The organism is Komagataeibacter diospyri (assembly GCF_006538165.1).
GTDB lineage: Bacteria > Pseudomonadota > Alphaproteobacteria > Acetobacterales > Acetobacteraceae > Komagataeibacter > Komagataeibacter diospyri.
On record NZ_BDLU01000027.1, the window covers coordinates 21,108 to 43,939 of the forward strand.

Genomic DNA, 22,832 nt, shown 5'->3' on the forward strand with positions numbered 1-22,832 from the left:
TGTCATCAGCCCCTGGGCGCCAGCGGACTGGCGTTGAAGCAGCGCTGGTAATATTCCGCCACCGTCGGGCGTTCCGCCTCGTCACACTTGTTGAGGAAGGTAACGCGGAACGCAAAGGCAAGATCATTGAAGATACGGAAGTTTTCAGCCCAGCTTATGACCGTGCGTGGCGACATGACGGTAGAGATATCGCCCGCAATGAAACCCGACCGCGTCAGGTCCGCCAGTGCGACCATGCTTTCCACCCGCTTGCGTCCGGCTTCATCCTTGTCGGGGTCGATGCCCATCTTGGCCATCACGATCGCCGTTTCCTGCGCATGAGGCAGGTAGTTCAGGGTAGTCACGATATTCCAGCGGTCCATCTGGCCCTGATTGATCTGCTGCGTGCCGTGGTACAGCCCCGTCGTATCGCCCAGGCCGACCGTGTTGGCGGTGGCGAACAGGCGGAAGAAGGGATGCGGGCGGATGACCCGGTTCTGATCCAGAAGCGTCAGGTGCCCCTCGATTTCCAGCACGCGCTGGATCACAAACATCACGTCGGGACGGCCTGCGTCATATTCGTCGAATACCAGCGCGCAGGGATGCTGCAGGCCCCATGGCAGCAGGCCTTCGCGGAATTCGGTGATCTGCTGACCATCCTTCAGCACGATCGCGTCCTTGCCGATCAGGTCGATGCGCGAGATGTGACTGTCGAGATTGATGCGCACGCTGGGCCAGTTCAGACGGGCCGCCACCTGTTCGATATGAGATGACTTGCCCGTGCCGTGATAGCCCTGGACCATGACGCGGCGGTTGAACGCAAACCCCGCCAGGATGGCCAGCGTGGTATCATGGTCAAATTTGTAGGACGGATCGATGTCCGGCACATGATCGGTGCGGACCGAGAAGGCGGGCACCTTGATATCACTATCGATACCGAACACGTCGCGCGCCGAAACCTGCAGGTCGGGAGCGGACACGGCCGAGATGTCGGGAAGCGGCGTACCGTTGGCGTCCGCTGCGGCGGTTATCAGGTCTGCGGGTTCGTTCATCTGCTTTTTCTCGTCCGTCGCTTCATATGGTTTGGCCCGCCATGACAGCGCAGGGCGGCATATCAGGCCGTAAGTATAGGTCTAGCTGTAACGATCGACCAGTGCCGGGTTTCAGTGCGCTTGCGATCCCATGCCCGAAAGCAGGAGGACAGGGGCCATCATGCGCTGCGGGCCATGTCATCCCGCCCGGCGGTGGTGACCAGGTGGGCGCGCACGGTGGCATAGGCGATGTTGATGCCCTTGAACCGTTCTTCCGCCTTGCGGTCCCCTCCGTTGGCATCAGGGTGATGCTGGCGGGCAAGGTCCTTGTACCGGGCCTTGAGTTCCGCCATCGACACGGGCCAGCCAAGGTCGAGCACACCCAGCGGATATTTCAGCGCCTGTGGCGCTTCCGCCCGACGGTCTTCTTCCTGCCGCGCGCGTGCACGGCTGCGTGCGCGGGCCTTCGCCGCCCCCTTCAGCAGGTCAAGCGGGTCAAGCACTTCTTCCTCACTGAAGGCATGGGCAGCGCTGCCCTGTCCCAGCTTCCATGACGGCCGGTTCCATGACGTATCGGCGCGGATATGCGCCTCGATCTGTCCGGGGGACATGCCGCGGTAGAAATCCCAGTTCGCGTTGTACTCGCGTACGTGCTGCAGGCAGAACCAGAAATAACTGTTCAGCGCATCACGCGAACGCGGGGCACGGTAACCCGCGGGCTGGTCGCAGCCATGCATGTCACAGCAGCGGTCCGGCGCATCGGGTTCGGGGTCAAAGGCGCGGTGCCGGGTGTTCCTTCTCTTCATCATTGTCGTTATGTGCGCCTGTTCATGCTTCGTGCAAGAGCGAAGCTGTGCAATGAATGATCCCGCTATCATGGAGCCGCCAATGGAACAGCAAGCAACCGGCCGGGCCGGACGGATCGAACGCATCATACGCGAACATCTCGCCCCCGTGGAACTGCGCATACAAGATGACAGCGCCCGCCACGCCCACCACGTCCATGTGCGTGATAATGGCGTACAGGCAGGTGAAAGCCACTATAACGTGCTGATCGTCAGCCCCGCGTTCGAAGGGATGGGCCGGGTGCAGCGTTCGCGCATGGTGCATGACCTGCTGGCGGAGGAATTCGCGGGGGGCATGCATGCCCTGTCGCTCATGCTGCGCACGCCTGAGGAGCAGGCACGGATGAACGCAGCATGAAACCCGCCTTTCCCTTCGCCACGCGACGACTGATGATGGGGGGCCTGCTGACGCTGCTGGCCGCCTGCGCGGGTGCGCCCGTGCAGCAGCCCGACCAGCAGGCGGACATCGCCCGCGTCGAGGCCTATCTCAATACCTCTGACGGGTTGCAGGCCAATTTTGTGCAGACCTGGCCCGATGGCGGGAAGGGGCAGGGCGTGATGCATTACGACCCGGGTCGCCTGCGGCTGGATTACGAAACGCCAGGGTCGATGAAGCTGGTCGCACAGAACGGGCACCTGCTGTTTGTGGACCACCGCCGCGAATCGGTCACCCGCATGTCACTGGGGCACCAGCCGCTTGGCCTGCTGCTGGACCAGCCCGTGCACCTGTCGGGACTGATCTCGGTCACGGCGGTGCAGCACGGGCAGAACAGCCTGCAGGTCTCACTGGCGCGGCGCGACAGCGAATCACAGGGAATCCTGACACTCGGCTTTTCCGATATCGCCGGAAAACTGTCGCTGCTGGTGATCGAGATGACAGACGTGGAACGCCAGCATATCCGCCTTGACCTGACCGACACCACCGTCAGTGGCCAGAAATGGCCTGACGCGATATTTACCCTGTCGGCCAGCAATTAGGCGCGTACCCGGCGCGCAGGCTTACCCCCGCACGCCGGGAATCGGGCCAAAGCAGTCCGGCCATGTGGCCGCAAGCGCTGCGTCCACTTCATCCATGCTGACATCCCTTCCCAGCTTCTTCAGGCTGGTGACGCCATATTCACTGATGCCGCACGGCACGATCCCGCCAAAATCACTGAGGTCCGGGGCGACGTTGATCGCAATCCCGTGCCAGCTGACCCAGCGCGAGACACGCACCCCGATGGCCGCGATCTTTTCCTCGCGCCCTGTGGCGGGATCGACCACCCATACGCCAATGCGGTCCGCACGGCGTTCCCCCTCGACACCAAAATGGCGCAGCGTGCGGATGATCCATTCTTCCAGCGTATGGACATAGGCACGCAGGTCGCGCGCGGGCGCCATGCCGTGGGGCCGGGTCAGGTCCAGCATGGCGTAGGCCACGCGCTGCCCCGGCCCGTGATACGTCCACTGTCCGCCACGCCCGGCAGGGTAGGTGGGATAGCCACGCGGGTTGAACAGGTCCGAATCCTTCGCCGACGTCCCGGCGGTATAGGTGGGGGGATGCTCCAGCAGCCACACCCGTTCAGGCAGCGCGCCCGCGCGGATACCCTGTGCCTGGGCCTCCATTTCCGCCAGCGCGGTGGGGTAGGGAACCAGATTTGGCGCCCTGTGCCATAAAAACTCGTTTTCAGTCATTGCCCGCGCGCCTTCCATCGGTTATACGCCCCTTCATCGTCATGACGGTATCGCCCAGTCGATCATCGTTGTCACGTTGCGGCCATGGCGGAATGGTAGACGCGCAAGCTTGAGGTGCTTGTGGGGGCAACCCCGTGGAAGTTCGAGTCTTCTTGGCCGCACCAGTTTTTCCTGAAAATTGATGAAAACGGATCATGCCCCATCGGGGCAGTATGTCCATTGCATACATGCAATTCCGGCATATCGGGATTCTGTCATTCCGATCATCCCGATGCCCGAAATGGTTCTGCATGCGTACATGTCATGCATACGCGGCAGGGACCGGTACAGACATGTCATAAAAAAGTCATAATATTTCCGCACAAAAAGCCGCTATCTACCTCAGGAGATATGGACATCCTGGCAACCCGATGCCATGCGCGGGTGGTTACAAAACGTTTCGTATCAGCGGCATGGACTGGCGTGAGGGAAGAATCGTGATTTAAATCATGTCTGGTCCTGATAAAGCACGCTACATCATTGCCATCTGGCAACACCCGGTAACCTGTTTTCATTATGAAAATGGGGTGCCAGACGGTATTGCCTGTTCCTGTCATGCATCTTGAGGTAAATATTAGTGATTAAGCCCCTTAAAAAAGCCGTATTGCCGGTTGCCGGCCTTGGAACGCGCTTTCTGCCCGCCACCAAGTGCGTGCCCAAGGAAATGCTGACCGTCGTTGACCGTCCGCTGATCCAGTACGCAATTGATGAAGCACGCGAGGCCGGGATCGAGGAATTCTGCCTCGTGTCCAGCCGGGGCAAGGACTCCCTCATCGATTATTTCGATATTTCCTACGAACTCGAAGATACGCTGAAGGCCCGCAAGAAGGCCTCCGCCCTGAAGGCGCTGGAAGCCACCCGCGTTACCCCGGGTTCCATGCTGTCCGTGCGCCAGCAGGAGCCGCTGGGCCTTGGCCACGCCATCTGGTGTGCGCGTGAGTTCATTGGCAACGACCCGTTCGCCATCCTGCTGCCTGATGACGTGGTTCAGAGCAAGAAATCGTGCATCGGCCAGCTGGTTGAAGTCTATAACAAGACCGGGGGCAACGTGCTGGCCGTGACCGAAGTCCCGCGCGAGCAGACCGGCAGCTACGGCATCCTTGATGTCGGCAAGGACGATGGCAAGACCGTCGAGGTCAAGGGGCTGGTTGAAAAGCCCGACCCGAAGGACGCGCCGTCCACCCTGTCCGTGATTGGCCGTTACGTGCTGACCGCTGACGTGCTGAAGCACCTGGCCAAGCTGGAAAAGGGTGCGGGCGGCGAAGTGCAGCTGACCGACGCCATGGCCAAGACCATCGGTCACGTGCCGTTCCATGGCTATCGCTACGAAGGCAAGCGCTTTGACTGCGGCAGCAAGATCGGCTTCCTGGAAGCCCAGATCGCATTCGCGCTGGAGCGTGAGGAACTGGCCCCCGGCGTGCGTGAATTCCTGACGAAGTACAAGTGATTTTCAGGCACCGTTTTGATCCGACCAGCCTGCGGGAATACGATATCCGCGGGACGGTCGGCAAGACACTGGGGCCTGAAGATGCCTATGCCATCGGCCGCACGTTCGCAAGCGTCGTGGCCGGTGATGGCGGCAGTACTGTCGTCATCGGATATGACGGACGCCTTTCATCCCCCGCCCTTGAGCGTGCTCTGGTGGAGGGGGCAATGGCGTCCGGCATGGACGTGGTGCGCATCGGTTGCGGACCGACGCCCATGCTGTATTTCGCCTCTGCCGAATTGAACGCGGACGGGGCGATCATGGTCACAGGCAGTCATAACCCGCCTGACCATAACGGTTTCAAGATCGTACTGGCCAACAGGCCGTTCTCTGGCCCGCAGATCCAGATGCTGGGACACATGGCCGCCACGGGCAATGTCGTGACGCAGGCATCGGGCACCACCCGGACAATGGATGTAACGGCCGCCTATATCGACCGGCTGCTCCGCGACCGCGAAAATGATACCCGCGCGCTGAATGTCATATGGGATTGCGGCAACGGGGCCGCAGGCGATGTCCTGTCGCTTCTGGTCAAACGCCTGCCAGGACGCCACCGCGTGCTGAATGCCGCGATTGACGGCCGGTTTCCCGCCCATCATCCCGATCCCACCATTCCGGCAAACCTGCAACAGCTGATTGCGGCGGTCCGCCATGACGGGGCCGACCTTGGCATTGCCTTCGATGGGGATGCGGACCGCCTTGGGGTGGTGGATGATACAGGTGCGATCCTGTGGGCAGACCAGCTTCTGCTTCTCCTTGCCCGTGATATGCTGCGCACCGATCCTGCCGCCACCATCATTGCCGACATCAAGACCAGCCAGATGGTGTTTGATGAAATCGACAGGGCGGGTGGACGGTCCGAGATGTGGAAATCCGGTCATTCGCAGATGAAGGACAGGATGGCTGACACCGGTGCGCTACTGGCGGGTGAGATGTCGGGGCACATCTTTTTTGCCGACAGGTGGTACGGGTTTGACGATGCGCTTTATGCCGCGATCCGGTTGCTGGATGTGGTGTCCCGGCTGGACGGTTCCCTGTCAGATGCGCGGCGCGCGCTGCCGACCACCGTTTCCACCCCCGAACTGCGCTTTGCCTGCCCTGATACACGCAAATTCGACGTGATTACGGAAGTCGCCAACCGACTGGCGCAGACGGGAGCCGATGTGTGCGATATCGATGGCGTGCGCGTCAGCACACCGGATGGCTGGTGGCTGCTGCGGGCTTCCAATACACAGGCCGCCCTTGTCGCCCGTGCGGAAGGGGCGACACAGACGGCGCTGGACCGGCTGAAGGCGGCCCTGTCGGCGCAACTGGCGTTGTCCGGCGTGGCGCTGCCCGACCTTTCGGATCAGGCTGCGCCCCATTAAAAAGTGACCTCAACCCAGCGCCTTGATAAGCACGAATAAAAGTTTCCGGGTGTCACCTTTTTCCAAAAAAGCAATGTTTCCTGAAGCTTTTCGAATAAAGCTTCGCCAAAAACTTTTCCATGTTGCCCAAAACCGGTGCATGGACACGGTGGATATGCCCCCGACGCAGACGGTTTTTTTGTTGAATGCCGGGCCATGGGGTTTAATAAGACCCGAACCGGTCCGATATGCCCGGTCATGGCCCCCATGCAGGAACCGCGCGATATAATGGTTACTCCACCCTTCCGTTCATTTCTCGTGCCGGGGCAACTCGTAAGCCACCCCGATCACCCGGAATGGGGCGAAGGACAGGTGCAGTCCGCCATCGGGCACCGGGTTACGGTCATGTTTCCCCATGCGGGCAAGGTGCTGGTCGATGCCACGGTCGTGCAGCTGACCGTGCTGTCGTAAGGGATCGCCCGCATGAACATCGCTCCGCTGATTGCTCCACTGCCGGATTCCTATGGCCGCCTGCTGACCTATCTGCGCGTATCGGTCACGGACCGGTGCGACATGCGTTGCATCTACTGCATGTCCGAAGATATGACCTTCCTGCCCAAGGCTGAAATCCTGTCTCTGGATGAACTGGGGCGGCTATGCGCGTCCTTTATCCGGCACGGCGTGCGCAGGCTGCGCGTAACAGGGGGAGAACCACTGGTACGACGCGATGTCATGGATTTCTTCCGTGAAATGGGCGGGTGGCTGGGCCGTCCGGCCGGGCAGGCCGGACTGGATGAGCTGACCCTGACCACCAACGCCAGCCGACTGGCCGAATTCGCGGATAACCTGCGCACCTGTGGGGTACGGCGGGTCAATGTCAGTCTTGATTCGCTCGATCCTGACCGCTTCAGGCGCATTACCCGACGCGGCAACCTTGCCCGCACGCTGGACGGGATCCGCGCCGCACGGGAAGCAGGGCTGGAGATACGCATCAACACCGTGGCCATGGCGGACATCAACGCGGATGAATTCGATACCCTGATCGCATGGTGCGGTGAAATCGGCGCGGATCTGTGCCTGATCGAGACCATGCCCATGGGCGAAACCGGCGAGGACCGGACCGACCATTACCTGCCGCTCTCGGAAGTGCGTCGCGACCTGCGGCACCGGTGGACGCTGGAACCGCTGACCTACCGCACCGGCGGTCCCGCGCGTTACGCCCGCATCGCCGAAACCGGGCGCAGGATCGGTTTCATCACGCCCATGACCCATAATTTCTGCGAAAGCTGCAACCGGGTCCGCCTGTCATGCACCGGGCGGCTTTATACCTGCCTTGGGCATGAAGGTTCGACCGACCTGCGCGCACCGCTGCGCGCAGGAGCGGATGACACGGAAATGATGGACCATGTCCGCGCCGCCATACTGCGCAAGCCACGCGGGCATGACTTCCTGATCGGCCGCAATGCCGATGATCCCGCCAGGGTCACGCGCCACATGAGCGTCACTGGCGGATAAAAGGGTTCCACCGTGCTAGGCCGTCCCGCGCAGCGCATCCTCCAGACTTACGCTGAACTGCCCCGGCCTCAGGGGCTGCGGCTGGGTCGGGGCAGGGGACCAGCCTGTCATCATCGCCACATGCAGGTCCTGCTCCACGCTACCGTCCGCGGCCACGGGCAGGCGGCCCAGCGCATCCGCCAGCAGGGCCGGGTGCGTCAGCCCGCGCGTACGCGCGCGAAGGGCATTCGTCTCTCCCGCATTACGCAGATCGGTCAGCAGGCCCATGGGCGTGCGATAGGACAGGTGGATCACATCTGCATCCGCCACCGGCAGAGCAAACCCCGCGCGCTGCAGCAGGCCCGCGCAATCCCGCAGTCCAGGAAAGGGGGAGACACGCGGCGAAACCCCGCCACGCTGCGCCATCTCGGCTTCCATCAAGGCATGGCGCAGGCCACCCAGTGTGGGCAGCACCGGCATGCAGGCCAGGAACAGCCCGTCGGGGGCCAGTATGCGACGTACCTGCGCCAGAACGCCCGGCAGGTCATTGATCCAGTGCAGCGACAGGCAGGCCACCACAAGGTCGAAGCTGTGGGGCGCGAAGGGCAGCCACTCCGTGTCCATGCACACGGCAGGCCCTGCCTCCGCCGCGCACATGCGGTGCGACAGGTCGGTCGTGACGGCTGGGATGCCACGGGCGCGCAACGCCTGCACCACAACGCCACGCCCGCCTATATCCAGACCTGCGTGAAAGGGACGGGTGACATCATCCAGCCGGTCCAGCAGGCGGTCTGCCGCTTCCGCCAGCACGGGCCGGACATGGTCGACAGTGGCAGCCGCGCGGTCGCGGTGCAGGCGCACGGCGTGACGGTCAAATATCTGCGGCACATCCATGCTCATGCCCTCCGATGTGCCGCCTTGTCCCCCGGCTGCCAAGCCCACGATCACGTGAACGCATGAACCATCACGCATTCCCATGGTGGCGACGGGCGCGCGCCCGCGTGCTGGATACGCTGTTCCCGCCACACTGCCTTGCCTGCGGGGCCGATGTCATGCAGGCAGGACTGTTATGCGCGACATGCGTCAGCCAGTTGCATCTGATCACATCACCGTACTGTCATCGCTGCGCGCTGCCATTTCCATCCCGCGCGGCTGGCGGTTCCACACTGACCTGCACCACATGCGCCGAAAACCCGCCACCATGGCGCGAGGGCCGGGCGGCGATGGTATACGACGACCTGCCGCGCCGGCTGATCCTGCCGCTGAAATATGCGGACCGCACGGAAAACGCGGCGCTGCTGGCGCGTTACATGGCGGCAGCAGCCCGGGGACTGGTGGGAAAGGACAGCATTTTCATACCGGTTCCGCTGCACCGGGTGCGCCTGTTTACCCGGCGTTACAACCAGGCGGCACTGCTGGCATGTGCGCTGGCGCGACAGACAGGGGCAACTGTCCTGCCTGACGGGCTGGAACGCCTACGGGCCACACCCGCGCTGAAAGGACAGGGCAGGGCACGCCGGCAGGCCATCATGCACGGTGTGATCGGCGTGCGCAGCCACCGGCTGGGTGATATCGCGGGCCGGCATGTCATCGTGGTGGATGATGTCATGACCACGGGCGCGACACTTGCTGCATGCGCCAGCAGCCTGCTGCAGGCGGGAGCCGCACGGGTTGACGTGCTGGCCGCCGCGCGTGCCTGTGGTCAGCACGAACAACAATAGGATAAGCTGGAAACCCAGACCCGTTCCGCCGTCATGACGGCGGACACACAACAAACCAAGCGAAGGTTCAATGCCGTCTATTGAGATCTATACCCAGCCGGGCTGTCCCTACTGCATCCACGCGGTCCGCCTGCTGACGCACAAGGGTGTGCCCTTCACCGAAATCAATGCCCCGCATGGCACGCCCGAACGCGAGGAATCGATCCGCCGTTCGGGCGGTCGCACCACCGTGCCGCAGATATTCATCGACAATACTCCCCTTGGTGGCTGTGATGACCTGATGGCGCTGGAACGGACGGGCAGACTTGACGCCCTTCTGGGCAAGGGCTGATACGGCATACGGACGGAGAAGGCATGATCCGGTACGAGCTGCGCTGTAACGCAGGCCATGAATTTGAAGGGTGGTTTCCCGGCAGCGCCGCATTCGAACAGCAGGCCAGGCGCGGCCTGCTGTCATGTCCGCAATGCGGGTCGGCCGAGGTCACGCGCGCGCTGATGGCGCCAGCGGTCCATACCGCAGGTTCCCATCTGGCAAGGGATGCGCCACCACAACCCGCGGTCACGCCACCCGGCCATGCGTCTGGGGGAGTGCCCGACGCCATGACCGCTCTGTTACAGAAAATACGCCACACGGTAGAGGAACACTGCGACGACGTGGGAGACCGCTTTGCCGAGGAAGCCCTGGACATGCACCGGGGCAGGACCGAGGCACGCGGAATCTATGGCAGCATGACGCCGCAGGAACAGGCCGAACTGGATGAGGAAGGGGTGGAGGTGCACGCCATCCCGTGGGTCCGCCGGGCCGACAGCTAAAGGGAACACGCAAGCGCGGCACGCATGGACCGCCGCGTCACGCGCCATGTGGGGGAACGATTGGAAATGCACGACAGCAAAAGCCACAATGGTACGCGCCAGACCGGGCACCGGGCGGGCGGGCGCATCAGGCGCTGGCTGGCCAGGGGTACGATTGCAGCCTTATGCGCAATGGCGGTCGGGACTGCCGGCCTGCCCACCGCGCGCGCCGCGGAAGCGGAGCCGGACATTATCGGCCGGTGGATGACAAAGGACCATGACGGCGTGTTTGAAATTTCCCATTGCGGGAATGAAATCTGCGGGAAGCTGGCTGGCGTGCGCTACACGACCGACATGCCGCGCGACAAGCGGGGCGAGCCGGAATGCAACCTGCCCATGCTGAACGGCTTCACGCCCGACCCGAAGGACGCGGGACACTGGAACGGCCATGTGACAGATCCCGATACGGGCCACGTCTATCATGCCAAGCTGTGGGTTTCACAATCCGGGGACCTGAAGCTGCGCGGTTTCGTTGCCGTGCCTTTATTTGGTGAAACCGAGACGTGGACCCGCTATACCGGCACGATTGGCCCGGCGTGCAAATTGCCCTGAAGGCCCCAGAAAACAATTCTCAACCAATGAGGATGATCCTTATTCCATGAGCTGCAATATCTCCCGCCGTGTGTTCGCCACCGCACTGGCCGCTGCCAGCGTGCCCGCCATATCCCGCCGCGCCGTGGCGCAGACCGCGGCCAGGCCGCGCACCATCTGCTATATCGGTGGCTATACCCAGCACGGACCGCCCGGCGGTGCTGGCAACGGGCAGGGTATCTCAGTGTTCGAAATGAACCCCGATACCAGCAGTCTTTCGCCGCTCATGACCTATGTGGACATTGCAAGCCCGTCTTTCATGGCCATGTCCGCTGATTTCAAGCACCTGTATGCCCTGAGCGAAATCAATGATTTCAATGCCAACGGCGAAGGCTGCGTCACGGCGTTTTCCGTCAACCGTTCCAGCGGGGAACTGACCAAGCTAAACGTCGTGCGTTCAGGCGGCGCGGTGCCCGCGCATCTCAGCGTGCATGCATCGGGCAAATACGTGCTGGTGGCCAATTACATGGGCGGCACGGTTGGCGTCCTGCCCATCCACCCCGACGGCAGCCTGGGCGACCCGACGGACGTGGTGCACAATACCGGCCCGCGCATGCCCGACCGCGCGGCGGATAACCCGCCGGGCAACTTCGCCATAAGCGATCATTCCAGCGCGCATGTACACATGGTGGCGTCCGCCCCGTCAGGACGGTACGTGCTGGCATGCGACGCCGGGCTGGACCGGGTGTATGTCTGGACGCTGGACCTGCATACCGGCAGGCTGGTTCCCGCCAAGACACCGTTCATTTCCATGACGCCGGGATCGGCCCCGCGCCACTTCTCCTTCAACGAGAAGGGGACGATGATCTACATTCTGGGCGAACAGGATTCGAAAGTGGTCGCCGCCACCTTCAATCCCCAGACCGGCGAAATCGTGCCCCAGCAGACCGTCAGCACCGTCACCCCGCATTTCCGGGGCAGCACGCTGGCGGCGGGCATCCTGCTCTCGCCCAACGGCAAATACCTGTACGTATCGAACCGGCTGGGTGATTCGCTGGCCAGCTTCCATGTCAATGACGACGGCACGCTGAATCTGGTCGAAGAAATCTGGATGCATGCCGACTATGGCCGCGCGATGATGTTCGACCCCAGCGGAACCTACCTGTTCTGCGCCAACCAGCGCAGTGATTCCGTTACGTCGTTCAAGGTCAACGCCCAGACCGGGGTGCTGGACTTTACATGGAACTTCACCCCCGTGGGCAGCCCGACGACATTCGCGTTCATGAACACGATCTGACGCCGGACCCCGCCGTCACGGGCGGGCTGTACTCAGTCGCGCACCATTGCCGCGATGTAGTTCACCGCCATGTCGCGGCTTTCGCGCCACCCGCCAAGGCCGGGCACCATGCCCGCAATATCGGTTATGCGCAGGCCCGCATGGGCCGTGTACTGCCCCATTTCGGCCGGGGTGATGAACTTGCGCCAGTCATGCGTGCCCACCGGCAGCAGGCGCAGGACATATTCCGCCCCGATCTTGGCCATGGCCATGGACCGCCACGTGCGGTTCATGGTCGAAACCACCATCACCCCGCCGGGCTGCAGCAGGCCACCCAGCATGCGCAGGAAGGCAGCCGGATCGGTCACATGTTCGATCACCTCCAGTGCTGAAATCGCGTCAAAGCGCGCGCCTTCGGCCACCAGTTCCTCAGCACTGCCGCAACGATAGGACAGCGGGCCTGCTGATGCGGGCAGGGGGTGGTGACGCATGTGCAGTCTGCCTGCCGTGATCGCCGCCTGTGATGCGTCCAGCCCGGTCACGTCGAATCCTGCACGGGCGAAGGCCTCGCTGGCCAGTCCCGCGCCACAGCCGATGTCCAGCAATGTGCGACGCGCCCCATCATCAGCCTTCGATGCGGGCAGATGGCGCATGGCCCAGCCGGTGCGCAGGTCGTTCATGGCGTGCAGGGGGCGCATCGGGCCGGCCGGATCCCACCACCGGGCGGCCAGATCGCTGAAATGGGCGATCTCCTCGGGGGCGACGGAATCTGCCGACAGAACGGGCGAATCGTGATGCTGCATGGGTGCACCGCCTTTCATTTGGCTTTCTCCCGCTGGACGCGGAAGCTGGGGAGATGTATGTGACGCGGCTTGCGCATAACCGCAATGCCCCGGATTGGCCAACAGGGCCGCACTCCGGATATGCTGAAGCCCGAGCCATAATGGAGCCACTATTCCGATGTCCCCTACCGTACCGCGGATCGTGATGAAATTCGGTGGCACATCCGTCGCCGATCTTGACCGGATTCGTGCCGTCGCGGAAAAAGTCCGGAAACAGGTCGAGGCCGGATGCGAGGTTGCCGTTGTCGTATCCGCCATGTCTGGCGTGACCAACCGCCTTGTCGGCTACTGCCGCGATCTCTCGCCCCAGCATGATGAACGTGAATACGACACCGTCGTTGCAACGGGGGAGCAGGTCACCAGTGGCCTGCTGGCCATCGCGCTCCAGAAACTGGGGGTCAATGCCCGATCATGGCTGGGCTGGCAGATCCCGCTGCGCACGGATGACGCGCATGGCAAGGCGCGTATCGTATCCATAGACGGCGCGAACCTGATCAGCAGTATGCAGGCGGGACAGGTGCCGGTCGTGGCCGGTTTCCAGGGGATCGGCCCGGACGGACGCATCACCACGCTGGGACGCGGGGGGTCCGATACCTCGGCCGTGGCGCTGGCGGCGGCGCTGAAGGCGGACCGGTGCGATATCTACACGGATGTGGACGGAATCTATACAACCGACCCCCGTATTGTTACCAAGGCACGGAAGCTGGACAAGATTACCTATGAGGAAATGCTTGAACTGGCGTCCGTAGGGGCCAAGGTGCTGCAGACCCGCAGCGTGGAACTGGCAATGAAGGAGCGCGTGCGGGTGCAGGTGCTGTCCAGTTTCACCGATGGTCCGGCACCATCGGAAGGGCATCTGCCCGGTTCATTAGTCGTGGATGAGGACGAAATCGTGGAACAGGAACAGGTCGCCGGAATTGCCTACTCCCGGGACGAGGCAAAGATTTCCGTCCGCCAGCTCCCTGACCGCCCGGGTATCGCGGCGGCGGTGTTCGGCCCGCTGGCCGACGCCAACGTGAACGTGGACATGATTGTCCAGAGCACGGGCGACGACGGGACGACCAACATGACGTTCACGATCGGCAAGGCCGATCTGGCGCGCGCGATTTCCGTGCTGGAAAGCCACCGCGACGCAATCCAGTTCACGGAACTGCAGACCGATGACGGCGTGGTGAAGATCAGCGTCGTAGGTGTTGGCATGCGTTCGCACGCCGGTGTCGCCAGCACGATGTTCCGCACGCTGGCTGAACGCAACATCAACGTACAGGTCATTTCCACCAGCGAAATCAAGGTTTCGGTGCTGATCGCATCCGAATATACCGAACTGGCCGTGCGCGCCCTGCATACCGCCTATGGCCTGGATGCGGCGTGAGCGTGGCGGAGATGTCAGACACCGCGCCGTCTCCCCTGACGGACCCCACGCGCCGGGCCGAGGCCCGTGCCCGGCTTGACCACCTGTGGGGGCGTGGCACGCGCTTCCTTGGCAGCGAATACGCGCTGCTGGCCGGGGCGATGTCATGGGTCAGCGAACGCAACCTTGTTTCCGCCATTTCCAACGCCGGCGGCTTTGGCGTGCTGGCCTGCGGGGCGATGGAACCCGCGCGCCTGGCCGAGGAAATCGCGGCGACACAGGCGCTGACCACCCGCCCGTTCGGCGTCAACCTGATCACCATGCATCCGCAGCTTGATGAACTCGTGCGCGTATGCCTTGACGCAGGTATCACCCATGTCGTGCTGGCCGGTGGCATCCCATCCGGCCCGGCAATCCGCGCCATCAAGGAAGGCGGGGCGAAAGTCATAGCCTTTGCGCCCGCACTGGTGCTGGCCAAGCGGCTGGTGCGCCTTGGCGTCGATGCACTGGTGATCGAAGGATCGGAAGCGGGCGGCCATGTCGGCCCGGTCTCGCTGACCGTTCTGGCGCAGGAAATCCTGCCGCATATCCATGACGTGCCGATATTCGTCGCAGGTGGCCTGGGCCGCGGCGATGCCATCCTGTCCTACCTTGAACAGGGGGCATCGGGCGCGCAGCTCGGCACGCGCTTCGCCGCGTCGCGGGAAAGCATCGCGCATGAAAACTTCAAGAAGGCCTTCATCCGCGCCAATGCACGCGATGCGGTGACTTCCGTCCAGCTTGATGAACGCTTTCCGGTCATTCCGGTACGCGGGCTGAACAACGCGGGCACACGCAGTTTCCTGCAGCACCAGGCACAGACGCTGCGCCGTTTCCAGGCGGGCGAACTGACCAAGGAAGCCGCCCAGCTGGACATTGAACATTTCTGGGCTGGCGCGTTGCGCCGGGCTGTGGTGGATGGTGATGTCGAAAACGGTTCCGTCATGGCGGGACAGTCGGTCGGCATGATTACGGGTGAACAGCCGGTCGGTGAGATTATCAAGGAGCTGGTCGATCAGGCCATTGATGCCCTGATCCGCCAGGAGGAGAGGGCCCGCTACGGATGAGCGACGGCAAACGCATTTTCCGCCCCAAACCCGCACAGGGCACGACAGTCCCTGCACCCGGCACGGCACCCATCGCGTCGGTAGGGGACATCCTGCGCACACGGCGCGAGGAACTGGGGTGGAAACTGCCCGATGTCGCAGCCTGGCTGCGCATCCGCCTGCCGTATCTGGAGGCGCTGGAAGCAGGCCAGCCGGGCGAACTGCCCGGCGCCGCCTATGCCGTGGGCTTCCTGCGCACCTATGCCAAGGCGCTGGGCCTGGAATCCGAACAGCTGGTCGAACGATTCAAGGTCGAAAGCCGTGGCGCATTCCCCCGCCGGTCCGAACTGTCCTTTCCCGTGCCGCTGCCCGACCGGAGTCTGCCGACCGGGGTGCTGCTGCTATGCGGTATCGTCATCCTGGTGGGTGCCTATGTCGGCTGGTACAAGATGACCGGCACGGATGGGCTGGGCCATGACATTCCCGGCAAGCTGACGCTGCCGGGACTTTCCTCATCCACCACCACCGCGTCGCCACAGGTGGCATCCGTCCTGCCCCCCGCTGATGAACGGCCCGAACCGCCGCCGCAGCCACTTCCCCTTCAGGAACGTGAAGCCCTGACCGGCGCGCCATCATCCGTGCAGCAGGCCGCACCACCCGAGCCCGCTCCGGTCGCCCCCACGCAGCCGCTGGAAAAAATGGGCGAGGACCGTAACGTGCTGGCCCAGCAGGCCGCAGCAGCCGCACAGCCTGCCACCCCGGCGGACAGCGTGACCCTGAACGCCAGCGCCCCGACATGGGTGCAGGTACGCAAGCCCGGTGGGCCCGTATTATATGACCACACGATGCAGCCCGGTGAGACGTGGCAGACCCCGCAGGACCAGTCCGGCCTTGTGCTGACAGTTGGCAATGCGGGTGGCCTGACACTGGCGGCAGGCGGCGTCACGACACAGCCGCTGGGCCGTAACGGGGAAGTACGCCATAACATTCCCCTCACTCCCACAGCCGTGGTGGACGGGTCGGTCATGCATGCCAGCCCGGCACCCGTCATCCGCCCACCGGCACCTTCGCCCGTGACCGATACATCGGCCATTGGCGCGACGCCGGCAACGGGAAGTGGCAATAATCTTTCTCCGCCCCTCCCACAGCGCATCAATCCGGAGTAGAATGGTCTCCACGGCATGGTCCCCTGATGATCACCATGCCGGAAACCGGCATGTAACAGATCCAAGGGCCGTGCCACGCCGCCGCTACGGCGGGCCGGAGCATAACCGCCGCCTTATCTGGAGGGCACATAATGAGCAGCTATCGTCCTTATCAGCACATCGAACGCCGCAAGTCGCGGCAGATCCATGTCGGCAGCGTGCCGGTCGGTGGGGATGCCCCGGTTTCGGTCCAGACCATGACCAATACCCTGACCACGGACGCCGAGGCCACGATCGCGCAGATCCGCCGCGCTGAACTGGCGGGCGTGGACATCGTACGCGTCTCCTGCCCCGATGAGGACAGCACGAAGGCGCTGGCCGAAATCGTGCGGGAAGTGAACGTGCCCATCGTGGCTGACATCCATTTCCACTACAAACGCGCCATCGAAGCCGCAAAGGCCGGTGCTGCGTGCCTGCGCATCAACCCCGGCAACATCGGCAGCGCCGAGCGCGTGCGTGAAGTCGTGAACGCGGCGAAGGACCACAACTGTTCCATCCGTATCGGCGTAAACGCCGGTTCGCTGGAAAAGCACCTTCTGGAAAAATACGGCGAGCCGAACCCCGACGCGCTGGTGGAAAGCGCCCTGGAACACGCCAAGATCCTTGAAGATCATGACTTCCATGAGTTCAAGATCAGCGTGAAGGCATCCGACGTGTTCATGGCGGTCGCGGCCTACCAGCAACTGGCTGATGTATGCGACCACCCGCTGCATATCGGCATTACCGAAGCGGGCAGCAAGCGCGCGGGCACGGTCAAGTCCTCCATCGGGCTGGGCAACCTGCTGTGGGCGGGCGTGGGTGACACCATGCGCGTCTCGCTTTCGGCGGAACCGGAAGAAGAGGTGCTGGTCGGCTGGGATATCCTGAAGTCACTGGGCCTGCGCCACCGTGGCGTGAAGATCATTTCCTGCCCGTCCTGCGCACGTCAGGGCTTCAACGTGATCGAGACCGTGCAGACGCTGGAAGACCGGCTGGCGCATATCAAGACACCCATGACGCTGTCGATCATCGGCTGCGTGGTCAATGGCCCCGGCGAGGCGCTGATGACCGATATCGGTGTGACCGGCGGCGGTTCGGGCCGTCACATGGTCTATTCTGCGGGCAAGCAGGATCATACCATGCCCGCAGGCGACATGATCGAACATATTGTCGAACTGGTGGAAAAGAAGGTGGAGCAGCTTGCGGCTGCCGACGCCAGCAATACCCCCGCCGAGGAAATGGCCCGCGAAGCCACCATGTCCACCGTGGACTGAAGACATGCGGCGCGCCAGGGTCCGGCGTGCCGCCCAACCGGCCAGTTCTACGGGTACGGGCCGGGTTCAATGCAGGAATATCGCGTAGTGAGCAGCTTACAGCCCGTTCGTGGCACCCACGACCTGATCGGTGAGGACCGCAGGCGTTTTACCCATGTTGTCGAAACCGCGCGCCGCATTGTCGGCCTGTACGGATTTGACGAATGGGCGACCCCGGTTTTTGAAGACACACGGGTCTTTTCACGCTCGCTGGGCGATACGTCCGATGTCGTGTCCAAGGAAATGTACACGTTCGAGGACCGGGGCGGCGAATCCCTGACCCTGCGCCCCGAAGGGACAGCCGCCATCTGCCGCGCGCTGGTCACCAACGGGCTGACGCAGTCCCTGCCGCAGAAGGTGTTCTATGCCGGGCCAATGTTCCGCTATGAACGCCCGCAGAAAGGACGCTACCGCCAGTTCCACCAGATCGGTGCCGAACTGCTGGGTGCTGCCGAACCGCTGGCCGATGCCGAAGTCATTGCCATGGGCCGTGACGTGCTGCAGGGCCTGGGCATTGCCCATGACGTGGTGCTGGAGCTCAACACACTGGGTGACATGGCCAGCCGCGATGCCTGGCGGACCGCACTGATCGCCTATTTCAGCGAACGCCGTGCCGATCTGTCGGCCGACAGCCAGACCCGGCTGGAACGCAACCCGCTGCGCATTCTGGACAGCAAGGCGGCGCAGGATCGCGCGCTGCTGGCTGACGCCCCGATGATCGCTGACTTCCTGACGCCGGATGCCCGGACATTCTGGGACGACCTGCGCCGGACGCTGGATGTGATGGGCGTGAAATTCCGTGAAAACCCGCGCATCGTACGCGGGCTGGATTATTACGGGCATACCGCCTTTGAATTCGTGACCGAACGACTTGGCGCGCAGGGCACCGTGCTGGCGGGTGGCCGCTATGACGGGCTGGTGGCCGAAATGGGTGGTCCCGCGACGCCTGCCATTGGCTGGGCTGGCGGGATCGAGCGCCTGTCCATGCTGCTGGAAGACATTCCTGCGGACCCGCGCCCGGTTGCCATCATTCCCATGGGGGCGGATGCGCAGGCGGCGGCGATTACCATATTGCAGGCGGTGCGTGGTGCAGGCGTGCGGGCCGAGACCTCCTATCGCGGCAACATGAAGCGGCGGATGGAACGCGCCAACCGCATGAACGCCACCCATGCCATCGTGATCGGCAGTGACGAAATCGCGCGCGGCGTGGTGCAGGTCAAGGATCTGGACAGCGGACAGCAGACTGAAGTGCCGATGGATGGCGTGGCGGCCTTCCTTCTGTCCGGAACACCCAAAAGGGCCTGACCGTGGCAAAGTTTGACGACCGTCTGGACCGTATTGTCGCCCGGTGTGAGGAACTGCAGGCCCTCCTTGCGGAAGGAATGTCGGGAGCCGATTTCAGCCAGGCCTCACGCGAATACGCGGAACTGGAACCGATTGTGGCCCGTGTGAACGCCCTGCGCACGGCGGAGCAGGCGGAACACGACGCAAGCCAGATGCTGTCCGACCCGGAACTGCGGGAACTGGCGGAAGCCGAACTGGGCACCCTGCGCCAGCAGATACCTGAACTGCGCCATGATATCCGTCTGGCCATGCTACCCCGTGACGAAGCGGATGAGCGCAGCGCCATCCTTGAAATCCGACCCGCCGCAGGTGGGGATGAAGCGGGGCTGTTCGCGGCCGAACTGTTTGGCGCGTACCAGCGCTATGCCGACCAGCGCGGCTGGCGGTTCGAGGTGCTGGAATATGACCAGTCCGAACTCGGCGGCCTGCGCGAAGGGATCGCCAGCATTACCGGGCGCGGCGTGTTCGCCCGGCTGAAATACGAATCCGGCGTTCACCGTGTGCAGCGCGTGCCCGCGACTGAAAGCCAGGGCCGCATCCATACATCCACCGTAACAGTCGCCGTTCTGCCCGAAGCGGAAGAAGTCGATGTGGAAGTGAACGAGGGTGACCTGCGCATTGATGTCTATCGGGCATCAGGGGCAGGGGGACAGCACGTCAACAAGACTGAAAGTGCAGTGCGCATCACCCATCTGCCCACCAATATCGTCGTGGCGATGCAGGAAGAAAAAAGTCAGCACAAGAACCGCGCCAAGGCGATGAAGATCCTGCGCGCCCGCCTGTATGAACGTAACCGTGCCGCAGCCCATGAAACCCGTGCCGCTGACCGCCGTGCGCAGGTCGGCACGGGCGACCGGTCGGAACGCATCCGTACCTACAACTTTCCGCAGGGGCGCGTGACCGACCACCGCATCGGGCTGACGCTGTACAAGATCGACCGGGTGATGGCGGGGGAACTTGATGAATTCGTCGATGCGCTGACACAGGAAGAACAGGCGGCCCTTCTTGCGGCGGATGATACCTGACGCCCTATGACGTCGGCGCGGCACACAGACTGCTGCGACCGGGATGGCGTTCGACCACATCCGGGTCATCAGGGTCGGCCAGGTAGAATTCCGTGAAATTGCGCGCGCCAAGGGCGACAAGATGGTGGCCATCGGGTTCATGCAGCACGCCTTCGCCACTGACCTGATGGATCTCGACCTTGCCTTCGGGGCGGCGGATCGTGATCTCGCCACACAGGGCGTAGCTGTGGTTCACGCGGCTGACCGCCGTTTCCACATGGGCGGTCTGGGTAGGATGGTCATGGTCAAGACGGAAGGTCGCGACCAGCTGTTCATCCACATACAGGCGCGAGATTTCGGATATTTCCCCATCGCCGGACCCATCCTCGACATAAAACGACCCGGCAAGCGCCGGCGTCGCCATGCTGGCGCACAGCATGGTGGCAATCAGGATCCGCACAGGGCGTAATGAAAAAGCAGGCAGTTGCATGATGCCCCAGTATGACGGAAATCAGCCGTGATGAAAGATGCCATGATACAGACGCCCGCAAATTTGCGCCATCTTCTGTCCGATGCCGCCACCCGCCTGCGTGCCGCTGGTATCGAAGCCCCCCAACGCGAGGCCCGGCTGCTGGCCGCCCATGCGGCAGGTACCGACCTTGCGGGGCTATTACGCATCGACGTGCTGCCGCCCGGCAGCCATGATACTTTCATGCAGATCCTGCAGCGCCGCCTGGATCATGAACCGATGGCCTACATCACCGGGCATACGGGTTTCTGGTCACTGGATATGGTGGTGTCACCCGCAACCCTGATCCCGCGCGCGGATACGGAAACGCTGGTGGAAGCCGTAATGGACCATCTGCCTGACCGTAATGCCCCGCTGCACGTGCTGGATATCGGGACGGGCACGGGCTGCCTGCTGCTGGCAGTGCTTGCGGAATATCCGCAGGCCAAGGGGATTGGCACTGACCTCAACCCCGATGCCGCGCACCTTGCCGCACGCAATGCCGCACGCAATGGCCTTTCCGCGCGCTGTGACATGCTGTGCTGCAACTGGGCCGACGGAATCACGGGACCATTCGACCTGATCCTGAGCAATCCGCCCTATATCCCGCATGCCGACCTGAACGGACTTATGCCCGAAGTCGTGCGCCATGAACCTGCACGCGCGCTGGATGGCGGGGCGGATGGACTGGTCGCCTATCGCGCACTGGCGACGATAGTGCACGACCTGCTGGCACCAGGCGGGATCGGGGTGCTGGAACTGGGTATAGGTCAGGATCACAGCGTACCCGCCCTTATGCATAATGGTGGGCTGCAGGTACTGGAAATCCGCCCTGACCTGGGAGGAATAGGGCGGGCGCTGGTGGTGAAAAAATAATTTGGCAGACCGAAACAGGCGGGCTATATTGCGATGGCGCAGGAAACACGAACTGCAAGCTGATCTGCTGTTCCGTTTCCGCGTGGGTGATCCCGATTGCAAAACAGAAAAGCTGGCGTCATGAACCGGAATGGTTCCGCCATGCAGGGATCCGTGTCCGGCGTCATACCGGACAACCACTATGGCAACAGACGGGACGGATAGACCGCCCCACGGTCCAGGGCAGCGCCGGCGACCGGCAACAGGAAAGTGCTGCGACAGCTTATGAACATGAAACGCATGCGAGGCCGTCACAATCGTTCGGGCGGCAGCAATGGCGGAAGCGTACGCCATAATAATGGCCAGATCCCGTTGAACCGCAACCATGTCTTCGACAGTAATGGACCTGACCTGCGTGTGCGCGGCACGGCACAGCAGCTGTTTGAAAAATACCTGCAGCTGGGCCGTGACGCCAGCAGCACGGGCGACCGCGTCATGGCAGAAGCCTATTTCCAGCATGCCGAACATTACTTCCGCATTCTCAACGCCATGACGCAGGCAGCACAGCAGAGCCAGCAGGAACGCCAGGAACGCATGGCCGCCCGCCAGCAGCGCCCGGTCGACAACCGCCAGCCCACCGATACCGCCATTGATGACAGCACCGAACAGCCCGTCATCCAGCAGCAGGTGAGCGAACCGGCGGAAACCGCCCCGCAGCCCACCGTAGCCAGCGAACCCGCACCTGCCCCGACACCGCGCGCACCCCGTGCACCACGCCGTAACAGCCGTAGCAAACCGCCGGCCGACAAGAAGGAAGAGCTGGAATCCACCCCGTCCTGAATGGGCACAGCCCCGTCCGGGTCTATCGGGCGGGGCCTGTCGGCAGGGAGGCGGTTTCAGAGAAACCTGCCTTATTAAAGGGAATTCCCGCTTATCAACCAAGCAGCACGGGAATTTCGTCATATGCGCGATGGCGGGTAAGGATTGAAGAGGTTGCTACGGCCCGGCATGCGGCGTGGATCATGCCGGGCATGTTGTGCCTTCGATTTGTGGTCCAGCAGAAAGCGCCGAG

The 22,832-nt window shown here is 63.0% G+C and carries 25 protein-coding genes, 1 tRNA gene and 1 pseudogene; 20 read left to right on the forward strand and 7 right to left on the reverse strand.

Features of this window, described 5'->3' with window-relative positions:
• Positions 1–5: 5 nt before the first annotated feature.
• Positions 6–1,031, reverse strand: coding sequence for a cobaltochelatase subunit CobS (gene cobS / locus MSKU9_RS04415; protein ID WP_141260121.1), 1,026 nt, complete (start codon positions 1,029–1,031; stop codon positions 6–8).
• A 158-nt stretch (positions 1,032–1,189) separates the two neighbouring features.
• On the reverse strand, positions 1,190–1,819 hold the full coding sequence (locus MSKU9_RS04420) for a J domain-containing protein (protein WP_141260122.1): 630 nt from the start codon (positions 1,817–1,819) through the stop codon (positions 1,190–1,192).
• Between the two features lie 79 nt (positions 1,820–1,898).
• On the opposite strand from MSKU9_RS04420, the gene MSKU9_RS04425 reads away from it, so the two are divergent.
• Positions 1,899–2,213, forward strand: a complete 315-nt coding sequence (locus MSKU9_RS04425) for a BolA family protein (protein ID WP_141260123.1) — start codon at positions 1,899–1,901, stop codon at positions 2,211–2,213.
• The gene (locus tag MSKU9_RS04430; protein WP_141260124.1) at positions 2,210–2,833 is read left to right on the forward strand and encodes a LolA family protein; all 624 of its coding nucleotides are present in this window, start codon (positions 2,210–2,212) and stop codon (positions 2,831–2,833) included. Before MSKU9_RS04425 ends, MSKU9_RS04430 begins: the two co-directional genes overlap by 4 nt.
• Before the next feature lie 21 nt (positions 2,834–2,854).
• Here the strand turns inward: MSKU9_RS04430 and lipB are convergent, their stop codons facing one another.
• A complete protein-coding gene (lipB, locus tag MSKU9_RS04435; protein ID WP_141260125.1) occupies positions 2,855–3,547 on the reverse strand; it encodes a lipoyl(octanoyl) transferase LipB in 693 nt (230 codons plus the stop codon).
• Between the two features lie 60 nt (positions 3,548–3,607).
• Between lipB and MSKU9_RS04440 the strand changes: the two genes are divergently transcribed.
• The 5 genes from MSKU9_RS04440 (at position 3,608) to moaA (ending at position 7,915) form a co-directional block, all read left to right on the forward strand.
• Positions 3,608–3,693, forward strand: a tRNA-Leu gene (locus MSKU9_RS04440).
• Between the two features lie 452 nt (positions 3,694–4,145).
• On the forward strand, positions 4,146–5,015 hold the full coding sequence (gene galU, locus MSKU9_RS04445; protein ID WP_029329297.1) for a UTP--glucose-1-phosphate uridylyltransferase GalU: 870 nt from the start codon (positions 4,146–4,148) through the stop codon (positions 5,013–5,015).
• Positions 5,012–6,421, forward strand: a complete 1,410-nt coding sequence (gene pgmG, locus MSKU9_RS04450) for a phosphoglucomutase/phosphomannomutase PgmG (RefSeq protein WP_141260126.1) — start codon at positions 5,012–5,014, stop codon at positions 6,419–6,421. The genes galU and pgmG overlap by 4 nt, the downstream gene beginning before the upstream one ends.
• Positions 6,422–6,688: 267 nt before the next feature.
• Positions 6,689–6,871: a DUF3553 domain-containing protein gene (locus MSKU9_RS04455; protein WP_227000793.1), complete on the forward strand. Its 183-nt coding sequence runs from the start codon at positions 6,689–6,691 to the stop codon at positions 6,869–6,871.
• A 12-nt stretch (positions 6,872–6,883) separates the two neighbouring features.
• Entirely contained in the window at positions 6,884–7,915 is a 1,032-nt protein-coding gene (moaA, locus tag MSKU9_RS04460; protein WP_141260128.1) for a GTP 3',8-cyclase MoaA, read from the forward strand.
• A 15-nt stretch (positions 7,916–7,930) separates the two neighbouring features.
• Here moaA and MSKU9_RS04465 read toward each other — a convergent pair whose 3' ends face one another.
• Complete coding sequence (locus tag MSKU9_RS04465) at positions 7,931–8,794, reverse strand: methyltransferase domain-containing protein (RefSeq protein ID WP_141260129.1); 864 nt, start codon at positions 8,792–8,794, stop codon at positions 7,931–7,933.
• Positions 8,795–8,850: 56 nt separating this feature from the next.
• On the opposite strand from MSKU9_RS04465, the gene MSKU9_RS04470 reads away from it, so the two are divergent.
• From MSKU9_RS04470 to MSKU9_RS04490, 5 genes are all read left to right on the forward strand, one after another.
• Positions 8,851–9,615 carry a ComF family protein gene (locus MSKU9_RS04470; protein ID WP_141260130.1) on the forward strand — a complete coding sequence of 255 codons (765 nt, stop codon included), beginning with the start codon at positions 8,851–8,853 and terminating at the stop codon, positions 9,613–9,615.
• Between the two features lie 70 nt (positions 9,616–9,685).
• Positions 9,686–9,946: a glutaredoxin 3 gene (gene grxC, locus MSKU9_RS04475; protein ID WP_141260131.1), complete on the forward strand. Its 261-nt coding sequence runs from the start codon at positions 9,686–9,688 to the stop codon at positions 9,944–9,946.
• Between the two features lie 23 nt (positions 9,947–9,969).
• Positions 9,970–10,428, forward strand: coding sequence for a DUF1178 family protein (locus tag MSKU9_RS04480; RefSeq protein WP_141260132.1), 459 nt, complete (start codon positions 9,970–9,972; stop codon positions 10,426–10,428).
• A 24-nt stretch (positions 10,429–10,452) separates the two neighbouring features.
• Complete coding sequence (locus MSKU9_RS04485; RefSeq protein ID WP_227000795.1) at positions 10,453–11,019, forward strand: DUF2147 domain-containing protein; 567 nt, start codon at positions 10,453–10,455, stop codon at positions 11,017–11,019.
• 46 nt (positions 11,020–11,065) lie between these two features.
• Positions 11,066–12,295, forward strand: a complete 1,230-nt coding sequence (locus tag MSKU9_RS04490) for a lactonase family protein (protein ID WP_141260133.1) — start codon at positions 11,066–11,068, stop codon at positions 12,293–12,295.
• A 32-nt stretch (positions 12,296–12,327) separates the two neighbouring features.
• On the opposite strand, the gene ubiG is transcribed toward MSKU9_RS04490, so the two are convergent.
• On the reverse strand, positions 12,328–13,077 hold the full coding sequence (ubiG, locus tag MSKU9_RS04495) for a bifunctional 2-polyprenyl-6-hydroxyphenol methylase/3-demethylubiquinol 3-O-methyltransferase UbiG (protein ID WP_141260134.1): 750 nt from the start codon (positions 13,075–13,077) through the stop codon (positions 12,328–12,330).
• Between the two features lie 157 nt (positions 13,078–13,234).
• On the opposite strand from ubiG, the gene MSKU9_RS04500 reads away from it, so the two are divergent.
• From MSKU9_RS04500 to prfA, 6 genes are all read left to right on the forward strand, one after another.
• The gene (locus MSKU9_RS04500; protein ID WP_141260135.1) at positions 13,235–14,488 is read left to right on the forward strand and encodes an aspartate kinase; all 1,254 of its coding nucleotides are present in this window, start codon (positions 13,235–13,237) and stop codon (positions 14,486–14,488) included.
• An 11-nt stretch (positions 14,489–14,499) separates the two neighbouring features.
• Positions 14,500–15,573, forward strand: a complete 1,074-nt coding sequence (locus MSKU9_RS04505; RefSeq protein WP_141260146.1) for an NAD(P)H-dependent flavin oxidoreductase — start codon at positions 14,500–14,502, stop codon at positions 15,571–15,573.
• Entirely contained in the window at positions 15,570–16,718 is a 1,149-nt protein-coding gene (locus MSKU9_RS04510) for a helix-turn-helix domain-containing protein (RefSeq protein ID WP_141260136.1), read from the forward strand. The genes MSKU9_RS04505 and MSKU9_RS04510 overlap by 4 nt, the downstream gene beginning before the upstream one ends.
• A gap of 131 nt (positions 16,719–16,849) precedes the next feature.
• Positions 16,850–18,010 carry a flavodoxin-dependent (E)-4-hydroxy-3-methylbut-2-enyl-diphosphate synthase gene (ispG, locus tag MSKU9_RS04515; RefSeq protein ID WP_141260137.1) on the forward strand — a complete coding sequence of 387 codons (1,161 nt, stop codon included), beginning with the start codon at positions 16,850–16,852 and terminating at the stop codon, positions 18,008–18,010.
• Positions 18,011–18,097: 87 nt separating this feature from the next.
• Positions 18,098–19,354: a histidine--tRNA ligase gene (gene hisS / locus MSKU9_RS04520; RefSeq protein ID WP_141260138.1), complete on the forward strand. Its 1,257-nt coding sequence runs from the start codon at positions 18,098–18,100 to the stop codon at positions 19,352–19,354.
• Positions 19,355–19,356: 2 nt separating this feature from the next.
• A complete protein-coding gene (gene prfA / locus MSKU9_RS04525) occupies positions 19,357–20,418 on the forward strand; it encodes a peptide chain release factor 1 (protein WP_141260139.1) in 1,062 nt (353 codons plus the stop codon).
• Positions 20,419–20,422: 4 nt separating this feature from the next.
• Here prfA and MSKU9_RS04530 read toward each other — a convergent pair whose 3' ends face one another.
• Complete coding sequence (locus tag MSKU9_RS04530; protein ID WP_141260140.1) at positions 20,423–20,887, reverse strand: hypothetical protein; 465 nt, start codon at positions 20,885–20,887, stop codon at positions 20,423–20,425.
• A 30-nt stretch (positions 20,888–20,917) separates the two neighbouring features.
• Here MSKU9_RS04530 and prmC point away from each other — a divergent pair, with 30 nt between their 5' ends.
• Both prmC and MSKU9_RS04540 read left to right on the forward strand, forming a co-directional pair.
• The gene (gene prmC / locus MSKU9_RS04535; protein WP_141260147.1) at positions 20,918–21,781 is read left to right on the forward strand and encodes a peptide chain release factor N(5)-glutamine methyltransferase; all 864 of its coding nucleotides are present in this window, start codon (positions 20,918–20,920) and stop codon (positions 21,779–21,781) included.
• Between the two features lie 264 nt (positions 21,782–22,045).
• Entirely contained in the window at positions 22,046–22,600 is a 555-nt protein-coding gene (locus tag MSKU9_RS04540) for a DUF4167 domain-containing protein (RefSeq protein WP_141260148.1), read from the forward strand.
• A gap of 94 nt (positions 22,601–22,694) precedes the next feature.
• Here the strand turns inward: MSKU9_RS04540 and MSKU9_RS19005 are convergent.
• Positions 22,695–22,832 (reverse strand): annotated as a pseudogene (locus tag MSKU9_RS19005) (IS1595 family transposase); the annotation flags it as partial.

Bases quoted from the DNA above. Each gene is read 5' to 3' on its own strand.
- cobS (WP_141260121.1), bottom strand. From the start codon at position 1,031: ATGAACGAACCCGCAGACCTGATAACCGCCGCAGCGGACGCCAACGGT.
- MSKU9_RS04420 (WP_141260122.1), bottom strand. From the start codon at position 1,819: ATGATGAAGAGAAGGAACACCCGGCACCGCGCCTTTGACCCCGAACCC.
- MSKU9_RS04425 (WP_141260123.1), top strand. From the start codon at position 1,899: ATGGAACAGCAAGCAACCGGCCGGGCCGGACGGATCGAACGCATCATA.
- MSKU9_RS04430 (WP_141260124.1), top strand. From the start codon at position 2,210: ATGAAACCCGCCTTTCCCTTCGCCACGCGACGACTGATGATGGGGGGC.
- lipB (WP_141260125.1), bottom strand. From the start codon at position 3,547: ATGGAAGGCGCGCGGGCAATGACTGAAAACGAGTTTTTATGGCACAGG.
- MSKU9_RS04455 (WP_227000793.1), top strand. From the start codon at position 6,689: ATGGTTACTCCACCCTTCCGTTCATTTCTCGTGCCGGGGCAACTCGTA.
- moaA (WP_141260128.1), top strand. From the start codon at position 6,884: ATGAACATCGCTCCGCTGATTGCTCCACTGCCGGATTCCTATGGCCGC.
- MSKU9_RS04465 (WP_141260129.1), bottom strand. From the start codon at position 8,794: ATGAGCATGGATGTGCCGCAGATATTTGACCGTCACGCCGTGCGCCTG.
- MSKU9_RS04470 (WP_141260130.1), top strand. From the start codon at position 8,851: ATGAACCATCACGCATTCCCATGGTGGCGACGGGCGCGCGCCCGCGTG.
- grxC (WP_141260131.1), top strand. From the start codon at position 9,686: ATGCCGTCTATTGAGATCTATACCCAGCCGGGCTGTCCCTACTGCATC.
- MSKU9_RS04480 (WP_141260132.1), top strand. From the start codon at position 9,970: ATGATCCGGTACGAGCTGCGCTGTAACGCAGGCCATGAATTTGAAGGG.
- MSKU9_RS04485 (WP_227000795.1), top strand. From the start codon at position 10,453: ATGGACCGCCGCGTCACGCGCCATGTGGGGGAACGATTGGAAATGCAC.
- MSKU9_RS04490 (WP_141260133.1), top strand. From the start codon at position 11,066: ATGAGCTGCAATATCTCCCGCCGTGTGTTCGCCACCGCACTGGCCGCT.
- ubiG (WP_141260134.1), bottom strand. From the start codon at position 13,077: ATGCAGCATCACGATTCGCCCGTTCTGTCGGCAGATTCCGTCGCCCCC.
- MSKU9_RS04500 (WP_141260135.1), top strand. From the start codon at position 13,235: ATGTCCCCTACCGTACCGCGGATCGTGATGAAATTCGGTGGCACATCC.
- MSKU9_RS04505 (WP_141260146.1), top strand. From the start codon at position 14,500: ATGTCAGACACCGCGCCGTCTCCCCTGACGGACCCCACGCGCCGGGCC.
- MSKU9_RS04510 (WP_141260136.1), top strand. From the start codon at position 15,570: ATGAGCGACGGCAAACGCATTTTCCGCCCCAAACCCGCACAGGGCACG.
- ispG (WP_141260137.1), top strand. From the start codon at position 16,850: ATGAGCAGCTATCGTCCTTATCAGCACATCGAACGCCGCAAGTCGCGG.
- MSKU9_RS04530 (WP_141260140.1), bottom strand. From the start codon at position 20,887: ATGCAACTGCCTGCTTTTTCATTACGCCCTGTGCGGATCCTGATTGCC.
- prmC (WP_141260147.1), top strand. From the start codon at position 20,918: ATGAAAGATGCCATGATACAGACGCCCGCAAATTTGCGCCATCTTCTG.
- MSKU9_RS04540 (WP_141260148.1), top strand. From the start codon at position 22,046: ATGAACATGAAACGCATGCGAGGCCGTCACAATCGTTCGGGCGGCAGC.